20 protein-coding genes are annotated in these 22948 nt (G+C 30.4%); 8 read left to right on the forward strand and 12 right to left on the reverse strand.

The genetic code is table 11. The annotated features are described in order from the left end of the window. Positions 1-60: 60 nt before the first annotated feature. The 3 genes from RDK80_RS15595 to yaaA all read right to left on the reverse strand — a co-directional run bounded on the left by RDK80_RS15595 (position 61) and on the right by yaaA (position 3027). A complete protein-coding gene (locus RDK80_RS15595; RefSeq protein WP_308524819.1) occupies positions 61-471 on the reverse strand; it encodes a hypothetical protein in 411 nt (136 codons plus the stop codon). A gap of 205 nt (positions 472-676) precedes the next feature. After that, entirely contained in the window at positions 677-2032 is a 1356-nt protein-coding gene (gene rlmD / locus RDK80_RS15600; RefSeq protein WP_308524820.1) for a 23S rRNA (uracil(1939)-C(5))-methyltransferase RlmD, read from the reverse strand. A gap of 155 nt (positions 2033-2187) precedes the next feature. After that, positions 2188-3027: a peroxide stress protein YaaA gene (yaaA, locus tag RDK80_RS15605; protein WP_308524821.1), complete on the reverse strand. Its 840-nt coding sequence runs from the start codon at positions 3025-3027 to the stop codon at positions 2188-2190. Positions 3028-3341: 314 nt separating this feature from the next. On the opposite strand from yaaA, the gene RDK80_RS15610 reads away from it, so the two are divergent. The 4 genes from RDK80_RS15610 to RDK80_RS15625 all read left to right on the forward strand — a co-directional run bounded on the left by RDK80_RS15610 (position 3342) and on the right by RDK80_RS15625 (position 8246). Next, positions 3342-4028, forward strand: a complete 687-nt coding sequence (locus RDK80_RS15610; protein ID WP_094901269.1) for a response regulator transcription factor — start codon at positions 3342-3344, stop codon at positions 4026-4028. Continuing rightward, on the forward strand, positions 4018-5037 hold the full coding sequence (locus RDK80_RS15615) for an ATP-binding protein (RefSeq protein ID WP_308524822.1): 1020 nt from the start codon (positions 4018-4020) through the stop codon (positions 5035-5037). Before RDK80_RS15610 ends, RDK80_RS15615 begins: the two co-directional genes overlap by 11 nt. Positions 5038-5169: 132 nt before the next feature. Next, positions 5170-5838: an ABC transporter ATP-binding protein gene (locus tag RDK80_RS15620; RefSeq protein ID WP_308524823.1), complete on the forward strand. Its 669-nt coding sequence runs from the start codon at positions 5170-5172 to the stop codon at positions 5836-5838. 11 nt (positions 5839-5849) lie between these two features. Continuing rightward, positions 5850-8246 (forward strand): FtsX-like permease family protein, encoded by a 2397-nt coding sequence (locus tag RDK80_RS15625; RefSeq protein ID WP_308524824.1) that lies wholly within the window; start codon positions 5850-5852, stop codon positions 8244-8246. A gap of 40 nt (positions 8247-8286) precedes the next feature. Here RDK80_RS15625 and RDK80_RS15630 read toward each other — a convergent pair whose 3' ends face one another. The 4 genes from RDK80_RS15630 to RDK80_RS15645 all read right to left on the reverse strand — a co-directional run bounded on the left by RDK80_RS15630 (position 8287) and on the right by RDK80_RS15645 (position 15885). Continuing rightward, a complete protein-coding gene (locus RDK80_RS15630; protein WP_308524825.1) occupies positions 8287-10614 on the reverse strand; it encodes an ATP-dependent DNA helicase in 2328 nt (775 codons plus the stop codon). Positions 10615-10698: 84 nt separating this feature from the next. After that, positions 10699-13173: an ABC transporter substrate-binding protein gene (locus RDK80_RS15635; RefSeq protein ID WP_308524826.1), complete on the reverse strand. Its 2475-nt coding sequence runs from the start codon at positions 13171-13173 to the stop codon at positions 10699-10701. Between the two features lie 164 nt (positions 13174-13337). Continuing rightward, positions 13338-15449: a methyl-accepting chemotaxis protein gene (locus tag RDK80_RS15640; protein ID WP_308524827.1), complete on the reverse strand. Its 2112-nt coding sequence runs from the start codon at positions 15447-15449 to the stop codon at positions 13338-13340. 208 nt (positions 15450-15657) lie between these two features. Further along, positions 15658-15885: a hypothetical protein gene (locus RDK80_RS15645; RefSeq protein ID WP_094901255.1), complete on the reverse strand. Its 228-nt coding sequence runs from the start codon at positions 15883-15885 to the stop codon at positions 15658-15660. 248 nt (positions 15886-16133) lie between these two features. On the opposite strand from RDK80_RS15645, the gene RDK80_RS15650 reads away from it, so the two are divergent. Further along, a complete protein-coding gene (locus RDK80_RS15650; RefSeq protein WP_094901253.1) occupies positions 16134-16319 on the forward strand; it encodes a small, acid-soluble spore protein, alpha/beta type in 186 nt (61 codons plus the stop codon). Between the two features lie 44 nt (positions 16320-16363). Here the strand turns inward: RDK80_RS15650 and RDK80_RS15655 are convergent, their stop codons facing one another. Next, positions 16364-17386, reverse strand: coding sequence for a pirin family protein (locus tag RDK80_RS15655; RefSeq protein ID WP_308524828.1), 1023 nt, complete (start codon positions 17384-17386; stop codon positions 16364-16366). A 214-nt stretch (positions 17387-17600) separates the two neighbouring features. On the opposite strand from RDK80_RS15655, the gene RDK80_RS15660 reads away from it, so the two are divergent. Further along, a complete protein-coding gene (locus RDK80_RS15660; RefSeq protein ID WP_094901249.1) occupies positions 17601-18206 on the forward strand; it encodes an FMN-dependent NADH-azoreductase in 606 nt (201 codons plus the stop codon). 182 nt (positions 18207-18388) lie between these two features. Here the strand turns inward: RDK80_RS15660 and RDK80_RS15665 are convergent, their stop codons facing one another. From RDK80_RS15665 to RDK80_RS15675, 3 genes are read right to left on the reverse strand one after another with little or no spacing between them, the layout of a single operon-like run. Continuing rightward, a complete protein-coding gene (locus tag RDK80_RS15665) occupies positions 18389-18592 on the reverse strand; it encodes a DUF3006 domain-containing protein (RefSeq protein ID WP_256311369.1) in 204 nt (67 codons plus the stop codon). A gap of 11 nt (positions 18593-18603) precedes the next feature. Beyond that, positions 18604-19785, reverse strand: a complete 1182-nt coding sequence (locus RDK80_RS15670) for an MBL fold metallo-hydrolase (protein WP_308524829.1) — start codon at positions 19783-19785, stop codon at positions 18604-18606. A gap of 18 nt (positions 19786-19803) precedes the next feature. After that, positions 19804-20574 (reverse strand): GNAT family N-acetyltransferase, encoded by a 771-nt coding sequence (locus RDK80_RS15675; RefSeq protein ID WP_308524830.1) that lies wholly within the window; start codon positions 20572-20574, stop codon positions 19804-19806. Between the two features lie 292 nt (positions 20575-20866). Here RDK80_RS15675 and RDK80_RS15680 point away from each other — a divergent pair, with 292 nt between their 5' ends. Both RDK80_RS15680 and RDK80_RS15685 read left to right on the forward strand, forming a co-directional pair. Next, the gene (locus RDK80_RS15680; RefSeq protein WP_308524831.1) at positions 20867-21046 is read left to right on the forward strand and encodes a small, acid-soluble spore protein, alpha/beta type; all 180 of its coding nucleotides are present in this window, start codon (positions 20867-20869) and stop codon (positions 21044-21046) included. Between the two features lie 480 nt (positions 21047-21526). Further along, positions 21527-21829: a hypothetical protein gene (locus RDK80_RS15685; protein WP_308524832.1), complete on the forward strand. Its 303-nt coding sequence runs from the start codon at positions 21527-21529 to the stop codon at positions 21827-21829. 196 nt (positions 21830-22025) lie between these two features. Here the strand turns inward: RDK80_RS15685 and RDK80_RS15690 are convergent, their stop codons facing one another. Then, on the reverse strand, positions 22026-22889 hold the full coding sequence (locus RDK80_RS15690; RefSeq protein WP_308524833.1) for an NAD(P)H-dependent oxidoreductase: 864 nt from the start codon (positions 22887-22889) through the stop codon (positions 22026-22028). Positions 22890-22948 lie beyond the last annotated feature (59 nt).

The raw sequence follows: 22948 nt of genomic DNA on the forward strand, positions 1-22948 counted from the left end.
AACTAGATAGACATAATCTATCTAGTTTTTTATTTTATATTTTTGAAAACCAACAATCATTTATAAATATATAGCGATTATTGAAGGAATTAAAAAACAAATCCCTGTAAAAATATTAGCTATCATTGCTGATAATATTTCATCCTCTTCTTCAAGCTCGTCACTTGTAACATCTTCTTCTAAAAAGTCAATTATGTTCTTTGATTGATGCCCTGACTTATCTTTTCCCTTGTTACCCTTCCTTGCCATGCCAATACTAATTCCATCTAACTTTAGATAGCTAAACCATGCCATAGTTAATAGAACAACTCCCACAAAAAAGAATGCTTTTTCAACCATTATGTATGTTTCATTCTTATTTGTAAAATGATTCCAAAGTAGTGAAAAAGTAATTCCTAAAAATGCCCTTGATGTAATCTTATATATAGTTGGCTGTATCAAATATGAATACATCCTTAATAATTTTTTCATTTTGAAAACCCTTTCCAATTGCTAATTATTTATAATAATATATAATTACTTTTACAACATTAATGCAACTTAGAACAACCTGTAGATAGTGTAAAATTACTGTAGAAAAAAACAATTAGAATTTTTCCTTGTTTCATGGACTTGGCTAATATACTAATGTTGTTTGCTAATACTACTAGATTTATTCTTAGTTGCATCATGTAGACTAACTTTTCAATAGTCTTACCACACACTCAACGTGAGGAGTTCTCGGGAACTGATCCATACATTTAACCTTCTCTATTTTATATCCTCTTTCAATAAATACCTTTAAATCCCTTACTAAAGTAACTGGATTACAAGATACATATACGAATACTTCTGGATTAAAATCTATAATCTTATTTATAGCCTTTGGATGAATTCCATCTCTTGGTGGATCTATAACTATTAAATCTGGTTTTTCCTTTAGTTCATCTACAGCCTTTAGTACATCCCCAGCTATAAATTCTACATTATCTAAATTATTTAGCTTTGCATTTTCACAAGCTTTCTCTACTGCTTCTTCTACTATCTCAATACCGATTACCTTTTTCGCCACAGGCGCCATTATTTGCGCAATAGTACCTGTGCCTGAATATAAGTCAAAAACTATTTTATCATCTATATCTCCTGCAAATTCCCTTACCATAGAATATAATTTCTCAGCACCAAAGGTATTGGTCTGGAAGAAAGAGAATGGCGATATCTTAAATTTCAATCCCAACATTTCTTCAATGATATAATCCTTACCATATAGTAAATCAAGTTTATCTGCCTTTACTACATCAGATAAACTGTCATTAGTAGTATGAAAAATTCCTGTTATCTTACCTACAGTCGAAAGATTGATTAGTCTATCTATAAATCCTTCCTTATCTAATTCTCCCTGACTAGATGTTACTAGATTTACAAGTATTTCTCCCGTAGATAAAGCCTTTCTAACTACCAAATGTCTTAAAAATCCTGAGTGGGATCTTTTATTATAATAAGTTGTATTTAATTCTTGAAAATAGTTAAGAACTGCTGCAAGTATTGTGGTAAAATCATTGTCTACTATATTACAATTTCCCACATTAACTACTTCATAAAATCTGCCCTTACGATGAAGTCCTAATGCTAATAGACCATCCTTTTCTTCATCACCAAAGGTATATTCCATTTTATTTCTATATCCGCCAACTACTGGACTTTTCTCTATTCCTAAGAAATTAATATCTAGTCCCTCTTGTTCAAATAAGGCTTTTACTTGCCTTTCTTTTAATTTTAATTCGTTTTCATAGGATAATGACTGATAAGTACAGCCACCACAGAATCCAAAATGAGGACAGGATATTTCAGTCTCAAGCGGAGATTTTTCAAGTACATTTACTAGTTTAGCCTCAATATAGCCTTTTCTCTTTCTACTTACCCTCGCCTGTACCTTTTGCCCTTCTATTCCACCTTTAAACTTAATATTATGCTCCTCAAATACAGCTTTACCTTTATTAGGAAAACCTACTTCTTTTATCTCAAATTCAATTAAATCATTTTTCTTTACCATAATCCACCTACCATTAAATAATATCTATCTTTTTATTGATAGAACAATTATACAGAAAAGCCATAGTATTTACAAGTATCATAAGGTTGTGCTCATAAATGCTCTTCTATTCAAATTATAATTCAATCTATAATGTATATTCTATCTATTATAGCTTAACCTTCATTGTTATTTTTAATAAAAACATAAGTATTCTCATTAGATAACTCATGCTTAAAAATGTAGCCAAGTCTATCAAAATCTTTTATCTCCTCTACATTTTTAATTCGTTTTTCTGCCATAAAGCGTACCATTTCTCCCCTTGCCATTTTAGCAAAGGTTCCTTTTTCAACTACCTTGCCATTAATTAGTTCACCAAATACACAGGTAATAAATTTCATTCCTTCATCTAAGTAATTGAATATACATTTGCTATACTCCTTTGATGCCAGATTTACAATACACTTACTTTGTGAAAAAAGTTTTTTAGCAAGTTTATCGTTCCAGAATTGGTATAGTGAATTAAAATGCCAATCTATAAGTTTAGCCTGCATTTCCAGCCTATATGGAACAACACCATCAAAGGGACGTAATATTCCGTAAAACCCAGATAGAATACGTAAATGCTCATCTATGTATTCTAGTTCCCCTTCTTCAAATACTCCGGGAGCCATATACTGGTATTGAATTCCCTCATAGGATAGAATGGCAGGTGTCAGATTTCTATGTAAATCCATATTTCTAATACGCTCATAATTAAGCATTGCAATTTTATCATTGCATTTCCATATTGATTTCACTTCTTTATAGTTTAGTCCCTGTAAATAGGTAAGCAGGATTTCTGCATCCTTTATAAATTCTGGAATATGACGATGCCCAAGGTCATCAGAATCTATTCTCATCTTTTTAGCAGGTGAAATAATAATTCTCATAGCTTCCTCTTCTCCACAGTTATTTTTTCTTTCTTCCATTGGATGTTTCATATTTTTACAATTGAGTATTGTCACATACTCCATATAGCCTTATTATACCTCTATCTCAATAATAAAAACTCCAGATGTTATATAACTCCAATATCCTTCTTATAAATTCAATTCTCTTCCATTTTACTATATTTTCACCTAATAGTGGAACAGCCTATCCAAATTTATTATATTAATATAGTGTATGTTCTAATTTAATCTCAATTAAATGGATCCAATATATAAGGAATATATACAAGAATCTGGACAATATCTTACACAACAGCATAGAAATGTTATTTTAGTTATATAGAGTATGGTATATAATATGATTAAAATAGCTCTGTATCGGATAGGGGGGAATAAAAATGAAAAGAATATTATTAGTAGAAGATGATAAACTACTAAATCAAACCTTAGCCTACCATTTAACGGCAGAAGGATATGAAGTTATCTCTTCCCATAATATAAAGTCTACAGAAGATTATCTCTCAAAAGATGGTTTTGATTTGATTATACTAGACATAAACCTTCCTGACGGAAGTGGTTTTGAATTATGTAAAATATGGAGAGGTAAAATAACAACTCCTATTATATTTTTAACTGCGAATGATATGGAAAGTGATATGCTAAAGGGCTATGAATTAGGAGGAGAAGATTATATCACGAAGCCATTTCATGTTAGTGTTTTTCTTAAGAAAATAGGAATCTTATTAAAGAATACTGATAAAAAAAATACAGAACATATCTATGATGATGGAAACTTATTATTAAATTTCACAAATAGAACCGCTAAGTTACAAGGAGAAAATCTTGAATTGACTACTGGAGAATTTAATCTATTATATTTATTTGTTATCAATTATAAAATGGTTCTTACAAGAAATCTATTGTTAGAAAAGCTTTGGGATAATAATGAAAAATATGTTGACGAAAATGCCTTGACTATGATGATTAGTCGAATTAGGACAAAGATTGAGACCAAAGATAAAAAATATATTAAAACAATCTATGGAATTGGTTATCAATGGATAGGAGATGCCTATGAAGAATAGGAATTTTTCTACAATACTCAGTGTCATTATCATAGGAGTTATATATCATATTTTTTTAATTTCCTATTTTTATAATATTAAACTATTATTATTCTCCTTGATTACTTATTTTACTATTATGTTGATTTTTTATCGCAGCACACAAAAATCTGTTAATCAGTATATGAAATTCATCAGTTCCTTCAATGATTCACTAAGCCATCTAATCAATCGGGATTATAAAAAATTAAATGAGCTACAGACTTTACATGAAACCTTTGATTCAAAAGTTAATAAAAAGATAATACGATTATGGGAGATTTGGCAGGATGAATCCCTACGAGGAATAAAAGAAAAAAAGAACTTACAAAGTCTAATTTCAGATGTTTCTCATCAGGTAAAAACACCTATGACCAATTTAAAAATGCTACAAACAGCTTTAGAAAATGAAAGAATATCCAAAGAACATAAGGATCAACTATTAAAATCTATGGAAGGACAGCTAGATAAAATAGGTTTTTTATTAGAATCTATGATTAAATCATCAAGACTAGAAACAGGTTTAATCCAATTAAATAAAACCTCCTACAATTTATTTGATACAATTGTAGAAGCTATATCTGGTATTACAGTAAAAGCAGCAAGAAAAAACATAGAAATTCTTGTGAGTTGTCCAGAAAATTATATTTTACCACATGATAAAAAATGGACGGCAGAAGCACTATTTAATATATTAGAAAACGCAATAAAGTATTCGCCAGAGAATACCAAAATGGAAATTAAAGTATACAGATGGGAAATGTATACAAAAATTGATGTCCTAGATGAAGGTATAGGTATATCAGAAGAATATTTCGGAAAAATATTTCAAAGATTTTTTAGGGGAGAAAATGGTTGTGATGAAGAAGGAGTTGGAATTGGGTTGTATCTATCACGAGAAATCATTCAGAGACAAGGCGGCTATATAAAAGTATCTTCTACTCTAGGAGAAGGCTCTACTTTTTCTATCTTTTTACCAAATGAGTTATAAAGATTATATTCAATACCAATTCTAACAGAAAAGTTAGTATTGGTATTGTTTTTTTTAATAAAAAATATTTTTTGTTATATTTCTGTTATATTTACTTGATAGAGTTAGATTAAGAAAAGGAGGAATACAGATATGGATATATTAGAAACCATTGACTTAAAAAAGTATTATGGAAAAGAGTCTAACCTTGTAAAAGCCATAGACGGAGTGAATATAAGAATAGAAAAAGGCGAATTTGTCGCTATTGTTGGAACCTCCGGATCAGGGAAATCAACTTTATTAAATATGTTGGGTGGTTTAGATAATCCTACATCTGGCAAAGTTATTGTAACTGGCAAGGATATTTCTAAGTTCTCAGATGAAGAATTAACTATTTTTAGAAGAAGAAATGTAGGATTTGTTTTTCAAAATTATAATTTAGTACCTATACTAAATCTTTATGAAAATATTGTTCTACCATTAGATCTAGATGGAGAAACAATCGACGGAAAATACATAGGCGAAATAATTGAATTGTTACATCTAGAAGAGAAAAAACGAAGATTTCCTAATTATTTATCAGGAGGAGAGCAACAAAGAGGAGCAATAGCAAGAGCCTTAGCAACCAAACCATCCATTATTTTAGCAGATGAACCCACTGGAAATCTAGATAGCAAAACCAGTGCAGAGGTATTAGGATTACTAAAAAAGACAAGTGAACAATTTAATCAAACTATTGTAATGATCACTCATAATAATGAAATTGCCCAATTGGCTGATCGTATTATCCGAATTGAAGACGGAAGAATTTCTAATCAATAGGAGGTAGGACAATGATATCAAATAATAATCGAGCAGTCATAGGAAAATTGGCTAATAGAAATATCAAATTTAATAGAACAAGGAATATTTTTATTCTGATAACTATTATTTTATCTGTTTCATTATTAGGAGTTATGTCTCTTACCCAATCAGCAAGAGAACAAAAAATTAAAAGGCAGCTAGATATGGTACAGCATGTTATGTATGAAGATGTTAATGAGGAGCAGATTGAAAAATTAAAAGCCTCTGATGAAATAGATTTTTTGACTCTGGCAAAGTTTGGTAAGAGCTTTAAAATACAGGCTAAAATGATTCATCCAATTTATTTTGAAAAAGATACAAAGAATATAAAGACACCAGCAATAATACAGGGGAGTTATCCTGAAAAATTAAATGAAATCGCAGTATATAAACCTATGTTAAAGTTATTTCACAATGTAAAAAATATTGGGGATACTATACGGATAAAATTTTTGGATGGACGAGAAGAAGAATTTAACATAAGTGGGTTTATTGAAGGAAATGAGAATTCCAATATCTTTCAAGTCTTATTTTCTAAGGAGTATTCTGAAAGTGGAGAACAGTTGAAAGATGTCCCTTACACAGTTCTTTGTAAAATAAAAAATGCAGATAGAATGTCAGAAAATGAGTTTTTGGATACAGTAAGAAGAATTGGAAGATATGCAGGGATTGAAAGAAAAAACATTAATCCACATAACGCCTTCGCCAATTCATTATCCCTTTCAAAACAAAATGCTTTATTTATTATAGGACTATCTATAGGAATTCTATTCGTTAGTATATTGGTGGTTTATAATGTATTTTATATTTCAGTTTTAGAAAATATTCAAAGATTTGGTCAGCTTAGAACCATAGGAACTTCTAAAAAACAGATTAGAGTAATCGTAAGAAGAGAAGGAAAAATTATGTTTTCTAAGGGTACTCCAGTAGGATTGTTAATATCTTGGATTGTTTCATATTTGATTAATCCAGATGGTTGGAGTTGGACATATACCATTATTCTTAGCTTAATTGTGGCAATTGCTGAATATATCACTATTATTATATCTATTAGAAAACCAGCTAAAATAGCTTCTTCTATCTCTCCTGTGGAAGCATCAAGATTTTCTGGCAATAAACATAATGGAGTAAAAGAAACAAAGAATTTGCACAGAAAGCTATCTCCATATTCTATGGCACAAATAAGTCTAAAAAGAAATAAGAATAAATCTTTCTTGACATTGGTTTCTCTCGGAGTAGGCGGAGTACTATTTATTATGGGTTCAACACTAATAGTATCAACTTCTCTAGAAGAATATTCAAGACAAGGGTTATATGAATTTGGGGAATATATTATTTCCTTTGATTATAATACAGTACAAACTATGGATAAAGGCGTAACAGGCGTTCAATTAGATAATCCAATAGATAAAGAATTGATACAAGAAATAAATAAACTACCAGAGGTTAATAAAGTCATAGAATTTCATCGAACCTCCGTAAAATTTGACTATAAAGACGCAATCAATGTAGGAGATCATTTCTCAGCATTTACTAAAGAAGATATAGATACAATAAATAAAACATTGGCAGAAGGAAGATTTGACTATAATGAAATGATAAAAAATGATGAAATCCTTATTGTATATAATAAAGTTGCAGAAGAAATCTATGGTTGGAAATTTGAAATCGGAGATAAAGTTAATTTTAGATATTTTGATGGAAAAAAAGAAGTTGAAAAATCATTTAAGATTGCAGGTTCTATAGAGAAACCTAGCAATGTGACACATCACTCTGGTTGGTTTTTGCTGCCAGTAGAAAAACTAGAATTATTATTCCCAGATCTCAATACAATAGATACATTGGTAGTATCTATTAATGATTTTGAAACTGAAGGAGACAAAGTAGAAGAGAATCTTCATAAGTTAATAGATAAAAACCCTTTACTAGAGATGCATACATTAAGACAAAATCTAATAGAAGATAAGGAGTCATTTGATTTATTATATAAATCAATGATAGGATTAAGTGGATTCGTCATTTTATTCAGTTTAATTAATCTAGTAAATACAATAATAACCAATATTATTTCAAGGAAAAAAGAATTTGCAATGCTTCAAGCCATTGGTCTAAGTAATAAACAATTAGTAAAAATGATTCAATTTGAAGGATTAAGTTTATCTTTTGGAAATTTAATAATCACTTTGATATTCGGTAGTACACTAGGTTACGGGTTAATAGAAGTCTTACAGCATGTTGGTGCAACCTATCTTCATTACCGTTTTCCAATATATTACTTTATGGTGTACATTATAATCATCATTATAGTTCCGCTTATTGTTTCCAGCATTTTAGTAAGATTATTTCAAAAGGAAAGTCTTGTTTCAAGGCTGCGACATGTTGATTAGCAAATATTAACTATATGAAAGGATTCTAGGAGATTTTTAATCACCAAAATCTCTCTAGAATCCTTTTCATAGCTATATCATTCCTTATATTTTTAGCTCCTAACCATTCATTGGGAAATAAAGATTTATATTCTTTAGTGCCGTATCTATCATCTATAAGTAGAATAGCTCCTCTATCTTCAGGAGATCTAATTACTCTACCTGCAGCTTGTAGTACTTTATTCATACCAGGATATACATAGGCATATTCATATCCTTCACCTAGATTGTGAGTAAAATAATCTTTAATTATATTTCTTTCAAAGCAAATTTGTGGCAGACCAACACCTACTATTATAGCTCCTATAAGCTTTTCACCTGTTAAATCTATGCCCTCTGAGAATATTCCGCCCATTACTGCAAAGGCAATAAGATCATTTCCTTCTTCAAATTTCAGCAAAAATTCTTCCTTTTCAACTTCTGACATATTGCCATCTTGGATAATTATATTTATATCTTGATTTCTATCCATCATCAAATTATATACATTAGTCATATAAGCATAGGAAGGAAAAAATACAAAATAATTGCCTCTCTTAGCGTCGATAAAGGATTCTATACATCTTACAATATCTATATAAGTTTTTTCTCTATCCTTATATCTTGTAGAGATGCTGTCAGCAACCATAAGACATAGATTTTCCCTTGGGAAAGGTGAGCTAAGCTTTATATTATAGTCTCCATCTTTACCTCCAAGCAGATCCATATGATAATCTAGAGGAGTTAAGGTAGCTGAAAAAAGTATACTGCTCCTCCCTCTAGACAATGCTTCTTTTAAAAGATACGATGGATCAATGCAATATAGCTTTAATACTAAATCCTTAGATGATTCCTTGACATATGTTACATAATGGCTATCATAGAACTCTGAAATCTTATTAAAAGTTATTAGATTAAAATAGAGTTCCAGAACCTTATCGTATTCTTCATTATTCTTTTCCTCTATAAGCCAAGGTTCAAGAACTGTCATAAGCTTCTTAATTGGATAGTATAAATCGTCTATTCCCTCTCTTTGATAATATTCCCCCTCTATTTCTAAATCCTTCTTCAATTTGTTCAATATACTATTTACCTTATTTAAGCTCTTATAAATAGGAGGATATTTTTCCTTAAATATATCTCTTATATCTAAAAAACTACTTTTACTTATCTCAGCAGAAAACATTTCCCTAGACCTATCTACTAAATTGTGAGCCTCATCTATTAAGAATACATAGTTCTCCATAGGATTTTCAAAAAATCTTTTCAGATATACCTGAGGGTCAAAAACATAGTTATAATCGCATATTATCACATCTGCCCAAAGGCTCACATCTAATATAAATTCAAAGGGACAGACATTATGCTTATTAGCATAAATAATAGCCACATCTCTAGTGATCAAATCTTCATTCTCAAAGATATCCATTATGGCATCATTAACTCTATCATAATGATCTTTGGCAAAAGCACAATCTCTAGGATTACATTTCACTTCATCATTTAAACAAATTTTATCTTTCGCTGTAATTACGACAGTCTTAGCCCTTAGACCTCTTTTTATCATCATTTCCATAGAAGCTATAGGAACTTCTCTAGTTATGGTTTTAGCAGTAAGATAGAATATCTTTGATGTAATTCCTTCTCCAATAGACTTAATTGATGGAAATAAAGTAGACATAGTTTTACCAATACCAGTAGGAGCTTGGGCAAATAAGCTTTTTCTTTCTTCTATGGTCTTATAGGCAGCTACTGCAAGCTCCCTTTGCCCTTTTCTATAGTTATTAAAGGGAAATAACAATCTTTTTATAGAACTATCTCTAGTTTCACTCCAATAAAAAGTAACACTAGCCCACTCAATATATTTATCAGTTAAAGATAAGAAAAATTCTTCCAATTCCTGTTTAGTATATCTCCTCTTAAATATTTTCCTCTCTTCCAATTCTATATGAAAATATGTAAGCTGAATATGTATATGATCCAAACCATTTTGTAGAGAGTAAATATATCCATAACATTTAGCCTGTGCCCAGTGAAGTTCATTATAATTCTCCTCAATATCCTCTAAGTCCTTAGTAGTACTTTTTATTTCATCTATAATAACTTCATCTTCATAGGTAAGTATACCATCAGCACGGCCTTGAAGTTCTATAGTAAAATCATCATAATAAACACTATGCTTTAATGTAACTTCCGGCTCATACTCATAGCCATAAGATTTCTGTACCTTCTGATGGGCTTTAGTGCCTTCTAGTGCTCTTGACATCGACATAAAACTATTATCTATATCTCCTGATCTCAGAACAAATTCAACTAAATTTCTAACGGATACCTTAATTACATTGCTCATATTATATTATCTTCCTCTTACTATTTAATAAATTATCATTATATCTATTATACCAAAAGACACTCATTTTGAGTGTCTTTTATATTAGTTATCTGATTCAATTAAAACATTTTCGTAATTTATTATTCCCAAAGGACTCATCCTAGCCCCTACTATTCCCTTCTTTGAGGCTAATGCTATCTTAGGATGATAGATAAATACCCATGGACAATCATCTACTATAATTCTTTGTATATCCTTATATACTTCCATCTTTCTATTAGGATTTATTATTTCCTTTGCTCTATCCATAAGCTCTATAACTCTAGGATTATTATATCTTGTAAAGTTTGTTTGATTATTATAATTAAACAAAGGCTGTAGATAGTTATCAGGATCTCCTGTATCAGCTATCCATCTACCAATGAATATATGGCATTTTGCAATGGTATCAGGTTTTAGGTAATCTCTAGGAGAAACTTTACTTATTTCAAGCTTAACTCCTAATTCCTCTAAATCTTTAATAACACATTCACTAATTCTATAAAACAAAGCAGACTCAAGTTCATCTCTTATAACTACCTTTATAGGTCCTGATTTATATAATCCTTCTTTATTCAGTATTTCTTTTGCCATTGAAGGATTATATGGGAATTCTGGAAGATATGCATTATCTATAATTTTAGGAGGAATAGGACCTTTAGCTTCTTCTCCTAAATCTCCTAATAAATCGCTGATTATTTTCTTTTTGTTAATTCCCATATTTAAAGCACGTCTTGCTTCCTTACTCTTTGCAAATATGGAATTCCCCTCTAAATTAAATCCAACATAATATGTTCCCATTACATCGTTTAAATCTATGCTAGTATGCGGTACCTTCTTAATCCTTTCAAGATCTTCTTTGCTATTAAAGGTAGCAAAGTCATACTTACCTTCAATAAATCCTTGTACTATATCATCATCTCTATAGTTAACGATGATTTTATCTTGATAAGGAGCACCACCATAATATCCTTGGAAAGCTTTGAGGATACAGTATTCATTAGTTACTTCCTCAAGGATATATGGACCGCAACCAGTCAATTTTCCCTTTTCAGCATCTTCCTTAGCTAAGATACATGCACTAAACTGACCTAGATTTAGTAGGAATCCACTATATGGACTAATCAACTTAATAGAAATTCTATATTTATCTAGTACTTTAACACCTGTTATTTCCTTAGCTCTACCATTGACATAAGCCTCTGCCCCTTCAATATGCTCTAAAAACCAAGTATTGGGAGACTGAAGTTTTGGATTCATCATCATTTCATAGGAATACTTAATATCATTTGCAGTTATTTCTCTCCCATTATGAAACTTTGCCCCTCTTCTCAAACTAAATATCCAAGTAACTCCATCATCTTCCACATACCAGCTTTTTGCTATACCAGGAGAAACCTCACCTGTGGCACCAATATAAAGAAGAGAACCATATATATTAAATAAAACTTGGGCACTGTCTTGATCATTTGATAGCTGAGGATTAAATTCTAATGGTTTGGAGTTTAACGATATATTTAAAACAGTTTCTTGAAAATCTTCTGTTTCAATCTCTTTCAATAATCTATCTGAAACAGCTCTTAGATCTTTAGATACACCTGACAGTATATTCAATGAAGTCTTAGTATATTGAGTATTTAGAGATGCAATATCTACAAGGGATGTAACTTTATTTGAATTGTTAGTCATATCAGCTGTTAAACCAATTACATTTTCTAAACTCTTTGTTTGCTTAGCTATAGCGTTATTTATTTCTTCAGTAACCTTTGTAGTGTTATTGACAGCTCCTATGATTTCATTGAAAACTATCATAGTATTATTAGCAATGTCTGTTCCCTCTTGTATCTTAATCATGCTGTCATTCATTGCCTTAATTGTATTAGCAACTTCATCATTAATCTCTTTAATTACTTCAGCTATTTGATTAGTTGATCTAGCACTATTATCCGCAAGCTTTTTTACTTCATTAGCTACAACAGCAAATCCTCGACCAGCTTCGCCTGCCCTTGCAGCCTCTATAGATGCATTTAATGCAAGTAAATTCGTATTATAGGAAATATTATTTATTACCTTTAGCATTTCATTAATATGCTCTGATTTTTCATTTAGATTGTTTACTACATCTCTAGCATAAATTACAGATTTCTCTATTTCTTTCATTGCGTTAATAGAATTATTCACAGCATCATTGCCAGTATAGGCAATATCCAAGGTATCTGCTGCAATTTGTTTAGAATTCTCTGTGCTAGCGTAAACTTCTTCTGCTAATGCAGAATAATTTCCAATTTCATTTATAACATTATGAATAGAATCCATCTGAACTTCAACATGATCAGCTAAATTGTATGTAATCTCAATTAAATTATCTGTTGCAAAGGCTGTTTCATCAATTTTCATAGCAAGTCTTTCAACTATATGTTTCTGATTTTTCTTTAAGATTCCTGTATCTCTAGAGATTTCTTTTATTTCTACCTCATTATTCTTCCCCATGAGTACAGGTTTCTCTTTTTCCTTTTTCTTCTTTGGAAATCTAAACATCTTATCCCCCCATTAACACTAATAATGTAAGTTGTTATAAATTATACACTAAAGGTATAAATTTGTCTCATTAATATTATTCTACAAAAATTCTTAAATTCCTTCTTTTTAAAGAAATAAATACAAATAGACACCTAAAAATTAGATGTCTATTTATGTGATCTTTAATATTTAAACTTAGCAATGCTTTCTTGCATTTCTTCTGCTAATTTTGATAATGCTTCACTAGCACTTGAAATTTCTTCTATAGAAGCAGTCTGTTCTTCCATAGATGCGGAAGCTTCTTCTGTTGCAGCCGCATTTTCCTGAGATATAGCTGATAGATTTTGTATTATTTCTACAATCTCCTCTTTCTTACCTTCCATCTCTATTCCTGATTGTGCTATAGATTCTATTGCTTCCCTTACATTTTCAATAGCAGAGGCTATTCCTTGGAACCTACTATTAGTCATTTCTACACTTTCAGTTTGAGATTTTAAAATGTTACTGACTGCTTGCATTGTATTAACTGCATATTCTGTTTTATTTGTTAGCTCCCCTATTACTACTGTTATATCTTCAGTAAAGGTATTAGATTCTTCCGCTAGTTTCCTTATTTCTTCTGCAACAACTGCAAAACCCCTTCCTGCTTCTCCTGCTCTTGCTGCTTCTATAGCCGCATTAAGGGCCAATAAATTTGTTTGTCCAGCTATGCTTCTTATCATTTGGCTAGCATTCTTTATCTTTTCTGCACTTTCATTGGTATTTACAATTATCTCATATATTTCAGCGGCAGAATCATTACTAGATTTAGTATTTTCAACAAGTTCTTCTATAATCTCAATGCCCTCATCCTTTAGCCTATTGACTTCATCAGCAGCATTATTTAGATTAATTAAATCCTCTTGATTTTTTTCTATCTCTGCTCCTAATATATTGATTTCTGATGCTCCTCTTTCTGTATCTTTTGCCTGTTCCCCAGCAGCTCTTGCTATCTCATCAATTGTTCTCGCTACTTCTTCAGAAGCTGAGGCTGATTGTTGAGTAATAGCAGTTAATTCCTCCGAGGAAGATGCTACTTGCTGTGAAGTGTCAGCAATACTTTTAATTAAAACTATAAAATTTTTCTGCATAGTTTCCAGAGACCTAGTAATAAGCCCTATTTCGTCTTTTCTGTTTGAATATTTTGTTACATTACCATTTTTATCAAAAGTTAAATCAAAGTTTGATAATCTGTCAATGATTTTAGACACATGCACAATTGGTCCTGTTATGGATTTTGTAATTATTAAAATGAATCCTATTAAAACTATTATTCCTATAATACTGGTAATAACAGCTATAATTGTAGATTCTTTTAATTCTTTAAATATCTCATTACGGGGCATAACTGATATATATGACCATTTTGCACCTGTCGCACCAGTATTTATAGGAACAACCACATAATGTTCTTCTTGTCCTGTTGAGTGAGATATTCTGTCAATATTGGCTTTTTCTCCATTTTCTATAGCTTGCTGAAGTTCTTCATCATTTAATAACTCAAATGCATTTTTACCAAGCAATTCTTTATCCTTATGTCCTAGAATCAATCCCTCTCCCGTAATCAATTGAGCATATCCACTATCATAAAAAGTGACATTAGATATAACCTCTTGTAATCTATCTAATGAAATATCAATTCCTACTACACCAACTACTTTACTATTATAGATAATAGGAGATGTAATAGAAACCAACATAACATCTTCACCCTGTAATCTATAGGTAACTGGTTCTAATACTGCTGGTTGCTTTGAATTCTTAGAAGTCTGATACCAGAGTCCACTGTCATCTGAATTATCGTATGTGCCGTCGCAAGCTTCGAGAGCTACTGCACCATTTCCTCGATTCCAGTTAGGAATAAATCGTCCCGTCTTATCATGTCCCTCTGTATCTATATATTCACTATCTTTTCCATCTAAAGCATTCGGTTCCCAAACTGTCCATACTCCTACTAGATTTGGATTATCCTCTATTGTATTTTTTATAACCTCGTTCATTACAGCCCTATCTGTATTTCCACTTTGTTTCATTCCTTCAAATACCTTTGATAGTGTTGTGACTATTATTAAAGCATTTTCTACTTCATCCTGAGCTACTTCTACATATTTTTCTGTTTCTGCCGTTACATAGTTTATTGAATCTTTTTCTTGCATATTATAGGAACTGATTGTAATAAATCCAATAACTGATACAAATACTATTAATACAATGGATAAAATGCTCACTAACATTTTGATTTTGATGGATTTCACCTTTTTTCCCCTTCCTTTTAATAGACATTCAACATAAGATAGTTAACTTACTAATAAAGTTTCTAATACCACATATTTCTAGTACATATATACCCATCCTCCTTTTACTTTTATAGTTAATTTTAACATATTTCGACATAATTCGACTCTGTCCTTTTATAAATTTTTTCAACAAAAAAACCCTTACTCGAAAAAGTAAAGGTTGACATTATAGCCATCTCTTATTTACTTGCTTTACATTATAATCTCTTTCACTTACTTTGCAATAAGGACATTTTCGAACTCCCAAATCCTTATCTTTTTTAAAGATAACAGGCTTTGAGCAATAAGGACACCAAAGCTCTTTTGCCTTTAGTTTCACTCCCTCTGGAATGCTTATATCAGGATTTTTATTATTTATATTTATTATATCGAACATATCAGTTTGCTTATTCATTTTATCACCTAATTATAATAGATTAACATTAGAACTTATGTTTATTACATTGTACTATGGATGATTCCATTTGTCAAAAAAGAGACATCTAAAAATGAGATATGGATATATTATTTAACATCATAAGGGCAATATTTAAAATTTATCAATAAGAGATATAAAGTTTTATATTTTCATTAAATTACATAGTATGAAATATACTTTAAGTATAAAAATAAGGATAAATAATTTAATTTGAGGTGATTTTTTTGACTAGAAAACCAGTAAACGAAAACGCTATGAAAGCTTTGGCAGAAATGAAATTGGAAATAGCTAATGAATTAGGATATGACCCCAGTAAAGGCAATGCAGCTGGAGGAATGACTAGGAATTTGGCTAAAATGGGTGAAAAACAGTTTGGAGAAGAAGACAGGGATACATTTTACCCTATTTAAATTTAAAATGCTCTTTTCTATAAATCTAGAAAAGAGCATTTTAATTACAGTCTTCTTTCTATAGTCCCATCAGAATATTTAGCAAAGCGAATTTCTTCACTAGAATGTACTGGATCGGTACGATCCCAAGGCCATCCACCAAAGCCAGTTTCCTTATAATCCTCATAAGCTTCTTTTATTTCCTCCATAGTGTTCATAACAAAAGGTCCATAGGTTACAACGGGTTCATCTATTGGTTCTCCTTCAAGCAAAAATAAATGACTTTCTCTGTCTCCATTTCTTATAACTATTCTTTCATCACCTAAAAGCTTAATTCTATTAGATGAATCAATTTCTGTATCATGTATTTTGATAGTCTCTCCATCATAGTAATATAAGTTCCTAGTAATGGTACTAGAGGATGCTGGTATCTCAAATATTGCGTCTGGCTTCATCTTTATTATCCATATGTTCACATTATTATTCTCGTCACTTGCCCAAGATGCTGGTGCTGGCCCTAATGCTCTTATATCATTATATTTACCCGCTATAAGCCTTACTGAACTTTCTCTTCCATTAGAATCAACTTCCTCTATCACAGGAATATCTTCTGCCCAAAGCATTTTATAATGAGGGTCTGTAAATTTATCTTTTTTAGGAAGGTTGAGCCATACTTGAAATAAATGAAGTGGATTATCCTTATCCTTATAAATCAACGGAAACATCTCTGCGTGCTGCAATCCACTTCCAGCAGTCATCCACTGCACATCTCCATCACCATATCTACCACTGGCTCCATGCGAATCAGAATGATCTACAAATCCTTCCAATACAATAGTTACGGTTTCAAAACCTCTATGGGGATGATTGGGAAACCCAGGTATCTTTTTACCATGATACATCCTCCAGCCATCTTTGATTTGGAAATCATTTCCAATATTTCTCCCTAACAAATCAGAATTAGGTGGTCCCAGCTCATCATTTCCCTTAGGATAAGCATCTTTATGATGAGCACAAAATAAAAACGGATTTTCAGTCCCCCACATAAAATCTAATTTTTCAATTTTAAGTATTTGATTTTTGATCATATTATTCCTCCTAATTTATTTTCTCTATTCCACTCAAAATTTATGCTAACTATTAATAACCTTATACCCTTTATTGAAATCTTCTATCCATCTCTCTAAGTTTTCTATATTTCTATATTCAATTTACATTCTTTCATTTAATTACCTAGTATTAATATTTTTTAACTATATAAACTAAAAGTAAATACTAGGTAAACATCTGGAGGAAAAACATATGAGTAAATTATTATATATAAAAGCAAATGCAAAGCCAGAAGGCAAGTCAAGAACATTTAAGATTTCTGATAGTTTTATTGAAGCCTATAAGGAAAGTCATCCTAATGATACAGTCATAACACTTGACTTATATAATGAAGGTATAGACTTTTTATCAATAGATGATATAGATACTATCTTTGGACCTAAAACAAATGAAAACAGATATCATAGAATTCTAAAATATGCATATCAATTTGCTGAAGTAGATAAATATGTAATCGCAGAACCAATGTGGAATTTAAGTATCCCTGCAATTTTGAAGGCCTATATGGATTATGTATGTGTTACTGGAATTACTTTTAAATATACGGAAGAGGGTCCTGTCGGACTATGTACAGGAAAAAGGGCAATTAATATTTCTGCAAGAGGTGGAAATTATTCTGTAGAACCGTTTTCAGCATATGAAATGGGTGATAGATACTTAAGAACAATATTTGGATTTTTCGGCATTACAGACTTCACTACAATAGCTGCTGATGGGTTAGATGTCATGGGTAATGATGTGGATCACATTTTAGAAAAGACAATTAAAGATGCACAAGAAATAGCTAAAAACTTTTAATAACGGTTTCTGATTATCATAATCATAAAAATTTAATGCAAAAACAGATAGTCTATATTATAAGCTATTTAATTCTCAGGCTGTCAATTATCAGCTTTATTAATCTTAATAAAAATATACTTCCAAAGTACATTGCCTAAATTATGTACTCTGGAAGTATATAAAATAATTTCTCAAACTATTCATTCACTACAAAACAATCTATCAAACTTATTCTGTATCCTTTTCTTCCTCTCCTCAGTTTCAGTTTTCTCCACAGTAATAGATACAACATCCCCTTCCTTAGCCTCTATGGGGAGTATGACCTTTGGGATTTCTATTATCTCTCCGTTTTCTAATTCTACTATGGCAAATTCCTCTTCGAATCTATCAATAGTAATTTTCATCCTTATCACCCCTAATCATCAAATCTAAATACTTCATTACCCTTTTTATCATAAAGAACAGCTGGATCACTCTTTGAGTTATTCCAGATATTTTCACTGCCCCAGATAAGATCACCTTGTCTTTCTCCGCTAGTTATGGTAACCGTAGCATTTCCCTTTAGGACATAATCTGGGAATATATATTCCTGATTACCTGTAACAGATAATAGTCTCCATCCCTCTAAATTAATATCTATTGATGAATCATTCTTTATAGTTACAATTTCTCCTACCTTATCAAGTTCACTAATTATCACTTGAGGCTTAGGTGAAGTATCATAGGTAAAAAGTTCTTTATCATTGAAGTTTATAGTCTTACCATCACTTTTCATTATTATTGTTCCTTGTGAATCCGTTCTATATATATCTACTCCTTTTTTAGTCAATCTTTCCAATATCTCTTTGTGGGGATGACCATAGCTATTACCCGTTTCTGAAGAAATAACAGCAGCACTTGGATTAACAGCATCTAAAAAATCTTGAGATGTCGATGTTACACTTCCATGATGACCTACCTTTAATACATCTGATTTCAACAATCTTTTATTATTTGTCAGAATTTCTTTCTCTGATAATTCCTCAGCATCTCCTGTGAATAAAAATGAATTATTTCCATTTATAAGTTTTACAACAACAGAGTAATCATTTAAGCTACTATAATTTTCTCCATTTGGTGCAAGAATAATAAACTCTGCACCATTTAAATCATAACTATTTCCTACTTTAGGCTTTGTAATAGACAAATTCTTTTTACTTATACTATCTAGTACATCTTCGAAGGTCTTAGTTGTAGCGATTGCATTCGGCATAATTACCTTTTCAATCTCAAAGTTATCAATTACATCATCTAAACCGCCAATATGATCTTCATGCGGATGAGTTCCTATTACATATTTTAGCTTATTTATATTTTGATTCTGAAGATAGTTTACAACTAAATCACCATCTGCATTATTCCCTGCATCAATTAACATGGATTCATTTCCTTTTTTTATTAAAATAGAATCTGCTTGCCCTACATCAATAAAATGAACTTCTAGATTCTCATTTGTGACGGCCTTAGATTCAGATTCCATAATATATTCGCAGCCTGCCAATGAAAAAATCATATATATTGCCAATATTACTACAAAAATTCTTTTAATATTTCTCATTCTGCTTCCCTCATTTCTTTATTTTCTGCAATGAATTACTTGATCTATTTCTCTAAATCCTATTCTTTCATATATTTTTCCGGCTTCTAAATTCTCATATTGAAGATACAAATCTTTCCCTTCTTTAAGTAAAGTGCTACATAATAATTGCATACATTCTGTAGCTAATCCTTTACATCTGTAGTTATTATCAGTTGCCACCCCTACAATAATAGCTGCATCCTCTGTTTCAAAATCAGTCTGAGCTACAGAAATTATTTTTCCATCTTCTTCAATACAAACACCACGACCACGATTGCTATTTAATTTTTCCTCCATTACCTCTTTTGAACTAAAGCCTTGGAAAATCTCTTTATATAATTCCACTATTTTATCTAGATCATCTACTGTTATATCTCTTATTTTATGCTGGATTTCATAAGGTTCCATTTTACGGTCCCTATTCAACTTAGATATATAAGCTCCCTCCTTTATAGATGTAAATACCCCTTTATCTAAGAATTTCTCACAATATGATTTTGGACCTATTAATGAATCATATTTCAAAGTAGAGATTATATCAGCAAAACCATCTAAATCAAATTCTTGTGAAGAAAAGAATTGTAAGACTCCAGTATTTCTTCTAAATAACACAGCTATAAGTTCATCGTCTCTATATTCTCCATACATTTTATCATATACTTGCTTTTTACTTGCCAGTCCTAAAAGTATAAAATAATTTCTTGCAATATCCTTTTCCACAAATTTTTTTACAATATGATATTCACTTGAAAGGATTTCTTTAATCATATTTTTCACCATCCTTATATTATATAATAAAAGTAGAACTTTCCTATTCGTTATAAAAAATATAATCATAAAATACATACTCTAAATTATGTACTTTGTGATTATGTTTTCACAAATACTTAGCATATTGTCATAAAGACCAATCCTTAATTTAGAGTATCATAAGGGATAAATTTTATCAATATATGTTTGATTCCTAGTTCATTCACAGTAATTTTCATTAATTTTCCTAGTATGAAATATGCATTTAATATGCAAAATAAGACCAAATAATTTAGTTAGAGGTGATTTTATGGTTAGATTGTCCGATAGAAATGCTAGTATAGCCTTAGATCAGATGAAGACAGAAATAGCAAATGAATTAGATGCTCAATTAATTAGAGCGGAGAAATCAGATGGAATCATGACTAGGGATCTAGTTACAAGGGCAGAAGAACAGCTTGAGAATAAAAATATTTCCAATCCAAGTTAAGTAAATATAGATGTTCCTTTCTAGATTTATAGAAAAGAGCATCTGTTTTTATATCTAATAATTTAATGTAATTGGAGTTAGATAACTAAAAGTTACTGTATTTCTAATAATTCCATATCCTATAGCTATTACAAATCATCAAAATTAGTATAACTTTTACTAATTTAATATATCTGTTACATTTAATTAAATAATAAGCAGCAAGTACCCAAATAATTTACAATGAGTAATATAGAGATTAAAAAGGCTCCTATTTCTTTAAATGTAGTATAATGAATATAGAATAGGTAGTTTAATATAACCACCTATTCTATATCTTTTTTTATATATTATATCTATAAAAGGCATATAAACAAATTAATCTAAATGGTATAATATAATTATAGTTGTTGCGTATTTATAGATAAATGCGAAATAAAATAGATTAAATTAAAAAATAATTCTATTTTCAAAAAAGTTTTTAGAGAGAGGAGGATTATTATGGATATTGGTACTATATTAATTTTTACACCTTTAGCTATATATTGTTTTTATTCTTTTAGAAAGTCAAAATTGGATATATATTTAATGTTTGGGACTTTAAGTTGGTATGGCATATTTTATCCTGGAAAACATAATTTATATCAGTTTCTTCAACAGTCTCTAAAAACAATCGTAAATCTGACAACAATGCTTCTTCTACTTCGAATTTTTATACCCTTATTTATACCGTATTTAAAAAAATCAATTCGAGACTACAAAGAATACAAGGAATATAAAGGATATAAAGAATACAAAGAGTAACATTTATAATTTAAAAAATCATAATAGCTGAACATTCTTTATATTATGTGCAATAAAAGTTTCAAATAAATTTATTAATAAGTTACAGATATAATGGAAAAGAGGAACATACTATACATGTATAATATGCTCCTTCTCTTGTTTTTCAATATTTTATAAAATTAGGTCTTGATAAATTTCTAGGAGTCCTACATATTTAATTAAAGAAATCTTTATCTAATTTTTCAGCTAAATCTTCCCTTAATTTTGTTAATTCTTCTTTGTAGTTTTCAGAGTTATTTTTTGGTGTTCTATCATTTACAAATCTTCCTTTATTTTCAACACCCCAGAATCCAGCTGTATCATCATCCATAACTCTGAAAGCATTCATATATTCATCCCAAGCTTCATCGTTTATTCCTACTCCATCTCCTATATAACCTCTACCACCACCTAGGAATCCTGCATTCATTATGGTATAAATGCTTTTTCCTTTTAGCATTCCTTCTAGTCCCTTATCTGTATCTTGGTATGCAAATTGTTTAGCAAATACAGTTTCCATATATCCTTTAACTATTGATGTTGGAGTATCATGCCAATTTGGGTAACAAAATATAATATAATCTGCTTGTGTTACATATTCTTGTTCTTTTTTTATTTCTGGAGTTGGTTCACCAAAACCATCCTTAGCATAATAGAAATTTTCTAGTGAAAGTACTGGATTAAATTTCATATCATATAAATCTCTTAGTTCAACTTCTACACCTTTTTCCTCAAAATATTTCATAGCTGTGTTAACTAAATCATAGTTTACACTATATTTTCTTGGATCGCCTACTACAAATAATGCTTTCTTTGCATCTCCATCTGTAAAACCTTTTGGCTTATATTCCTCAACTAAATCTTCTGGTACAACTGATGCTGATGTTGTTCCATCGACAGTTGCAGATGTTTCTACGTCTATACTCTTTCCATTTTGTACACTCTCTTTATTCACTATTGGAGCTTGAGTTTTTCCACATCCTGCCATAGTGATAATTAAAGAAAATATCATAGTTGCCATTAATATTCTTTTCTTCATATGTTCCTTGTATGATATAGTCAACGACTAAAATCATACTCTCCTTTCTTTTTTATTAT

This window comes from uncultured Tissierella sp. (assembly GCF_902479755.1).
Taxonomy (GTDB): Bacteria; Bacillota; Clostridia; order Tissierellales; family Tissierellaceae; genus Tissierella; species Tissierella carlieri.

Bases quoted from the DNA above. Each gene is read 5' to 3' on its own strand.
- RDK80_RS15675 (WP_308524830.1), bottom strand. From the start codon at position 20,574: ATGATTAAAGAAATCCTTTCAAGTGAATATCATATTGTAAAAAAATTT.
- RDK80_RS15690 (WP_308524833.1), bottom strand. From the start codon at position 22,889: ATGAAGAAAAGAATATTAATGGCAACTATGATATTTTCTTTAATTATC.
- RDK80_RS15595 (WP_308524819.1), bottom strand. From the start codon at position 471: ATGAAAAAATTATTAAGGATGTATTCATATTTGATACAGCCAACTATA.
- yaaA (WP_308524821.1), bottom strand. From the start codon at position 3,027: ATGGAGTATGTGACAATACTCAATTGTAAAAATATGAAACATCCAATG.
- RDK80_RS15615 (WP_308524822.1), top strand. From the start codon at position 4,018: ATGAAGAATAGGAATTTTTCTACAATACTCAGTGTCATTATCATAGGA.
- RDK80_RS15665 (WP_256311369.1), bottom strand. From the start codon at position 18,592: ATGAAAATTACTATTGATAGATTCGAAGAGGAATTTGCCATAGTAGAA.
- RDK80_RS15630 (WP_308524825.1), bottom strand. From the start codon at position 10,614: ATGAGCAATGTAATTAAGGTATCCGTTAGAAATTTAGTTGAATTTGTT.
- RDK80_RS15680 (WP_308524831.1), top strand. From the start codon at position 20,867: ATGGTTAGATTGTCCGATAGAAATGCTAGTATAGCCTTAGATCAGATG.
- RDK80_RS15660 (WP_094901249.1), top strand. From the start codon at position 17,601: ATGAGTAAATTATTATATATAAAAGCAAATGCAAAGCCAGAAGGCAAG.
- rlmD (WP_308524820.1), bottom strand. From the start codon at position 2,032: ATGGTAAAGAAAAATGATTTAATTGAATTTGAGATAAAAGAAGTAGGT.
- RDK80_RS15620 (WP_308524823.1), top strand. From the start codon at position 5,170: ATGGATATATTAGAAACCATTGACTTAAAAAAGTATTATGGAAAAGAG.
- RDK80_RS15670 (WP_308524829.1), bottom strand. From the start codon at position 19,785: ATGAGAAATATTAAAAGAATTTTTGTAGTAATATTGGCAATATATATG.
- RDK80_RS15610 (WP_094901269.1), top strand. From the start codon at position 3,342: ATGAAAAGAATATTATTAGTAGAAGATGATAAACTACTAAATCAAACC.
- RDK80_RS15685 (WP_308524832.1), top strand. From the start codon at position 21,527: ATGGATATTGGTACTATATTAATTTTTACACCTTTAGCTATATATTGT.
- RDK80_RS15635 (WP_308524826.1), bottom strand. From the start codon at position 13,173: ATGTTTAGATTTCCAAAGAAGAAAAAGGAAAAAGAGAAACCTGTACTC.
- RDK80_RS15655 (WP_308524828.1), bottom strand. From the start codon at position 17,386: ATGATCAAAAATCAAATACTTAAAATTGAAAAATTAGATTTTATGTGG.
- RDK80_RS15625 (WP_308524824.1), top strand. From the start codon at position 5,850: ATGATATCAAATAATAATCGAGCAGTCATAGGAAAATTGGCTAATAGA.
- RDK80_RS15645 (WP_094901255.1), bottom strand. From the start codon at position 15,885: ATGAATAAGCAAACTGATATGTTCGATATAATAAATATAAATAATAAA.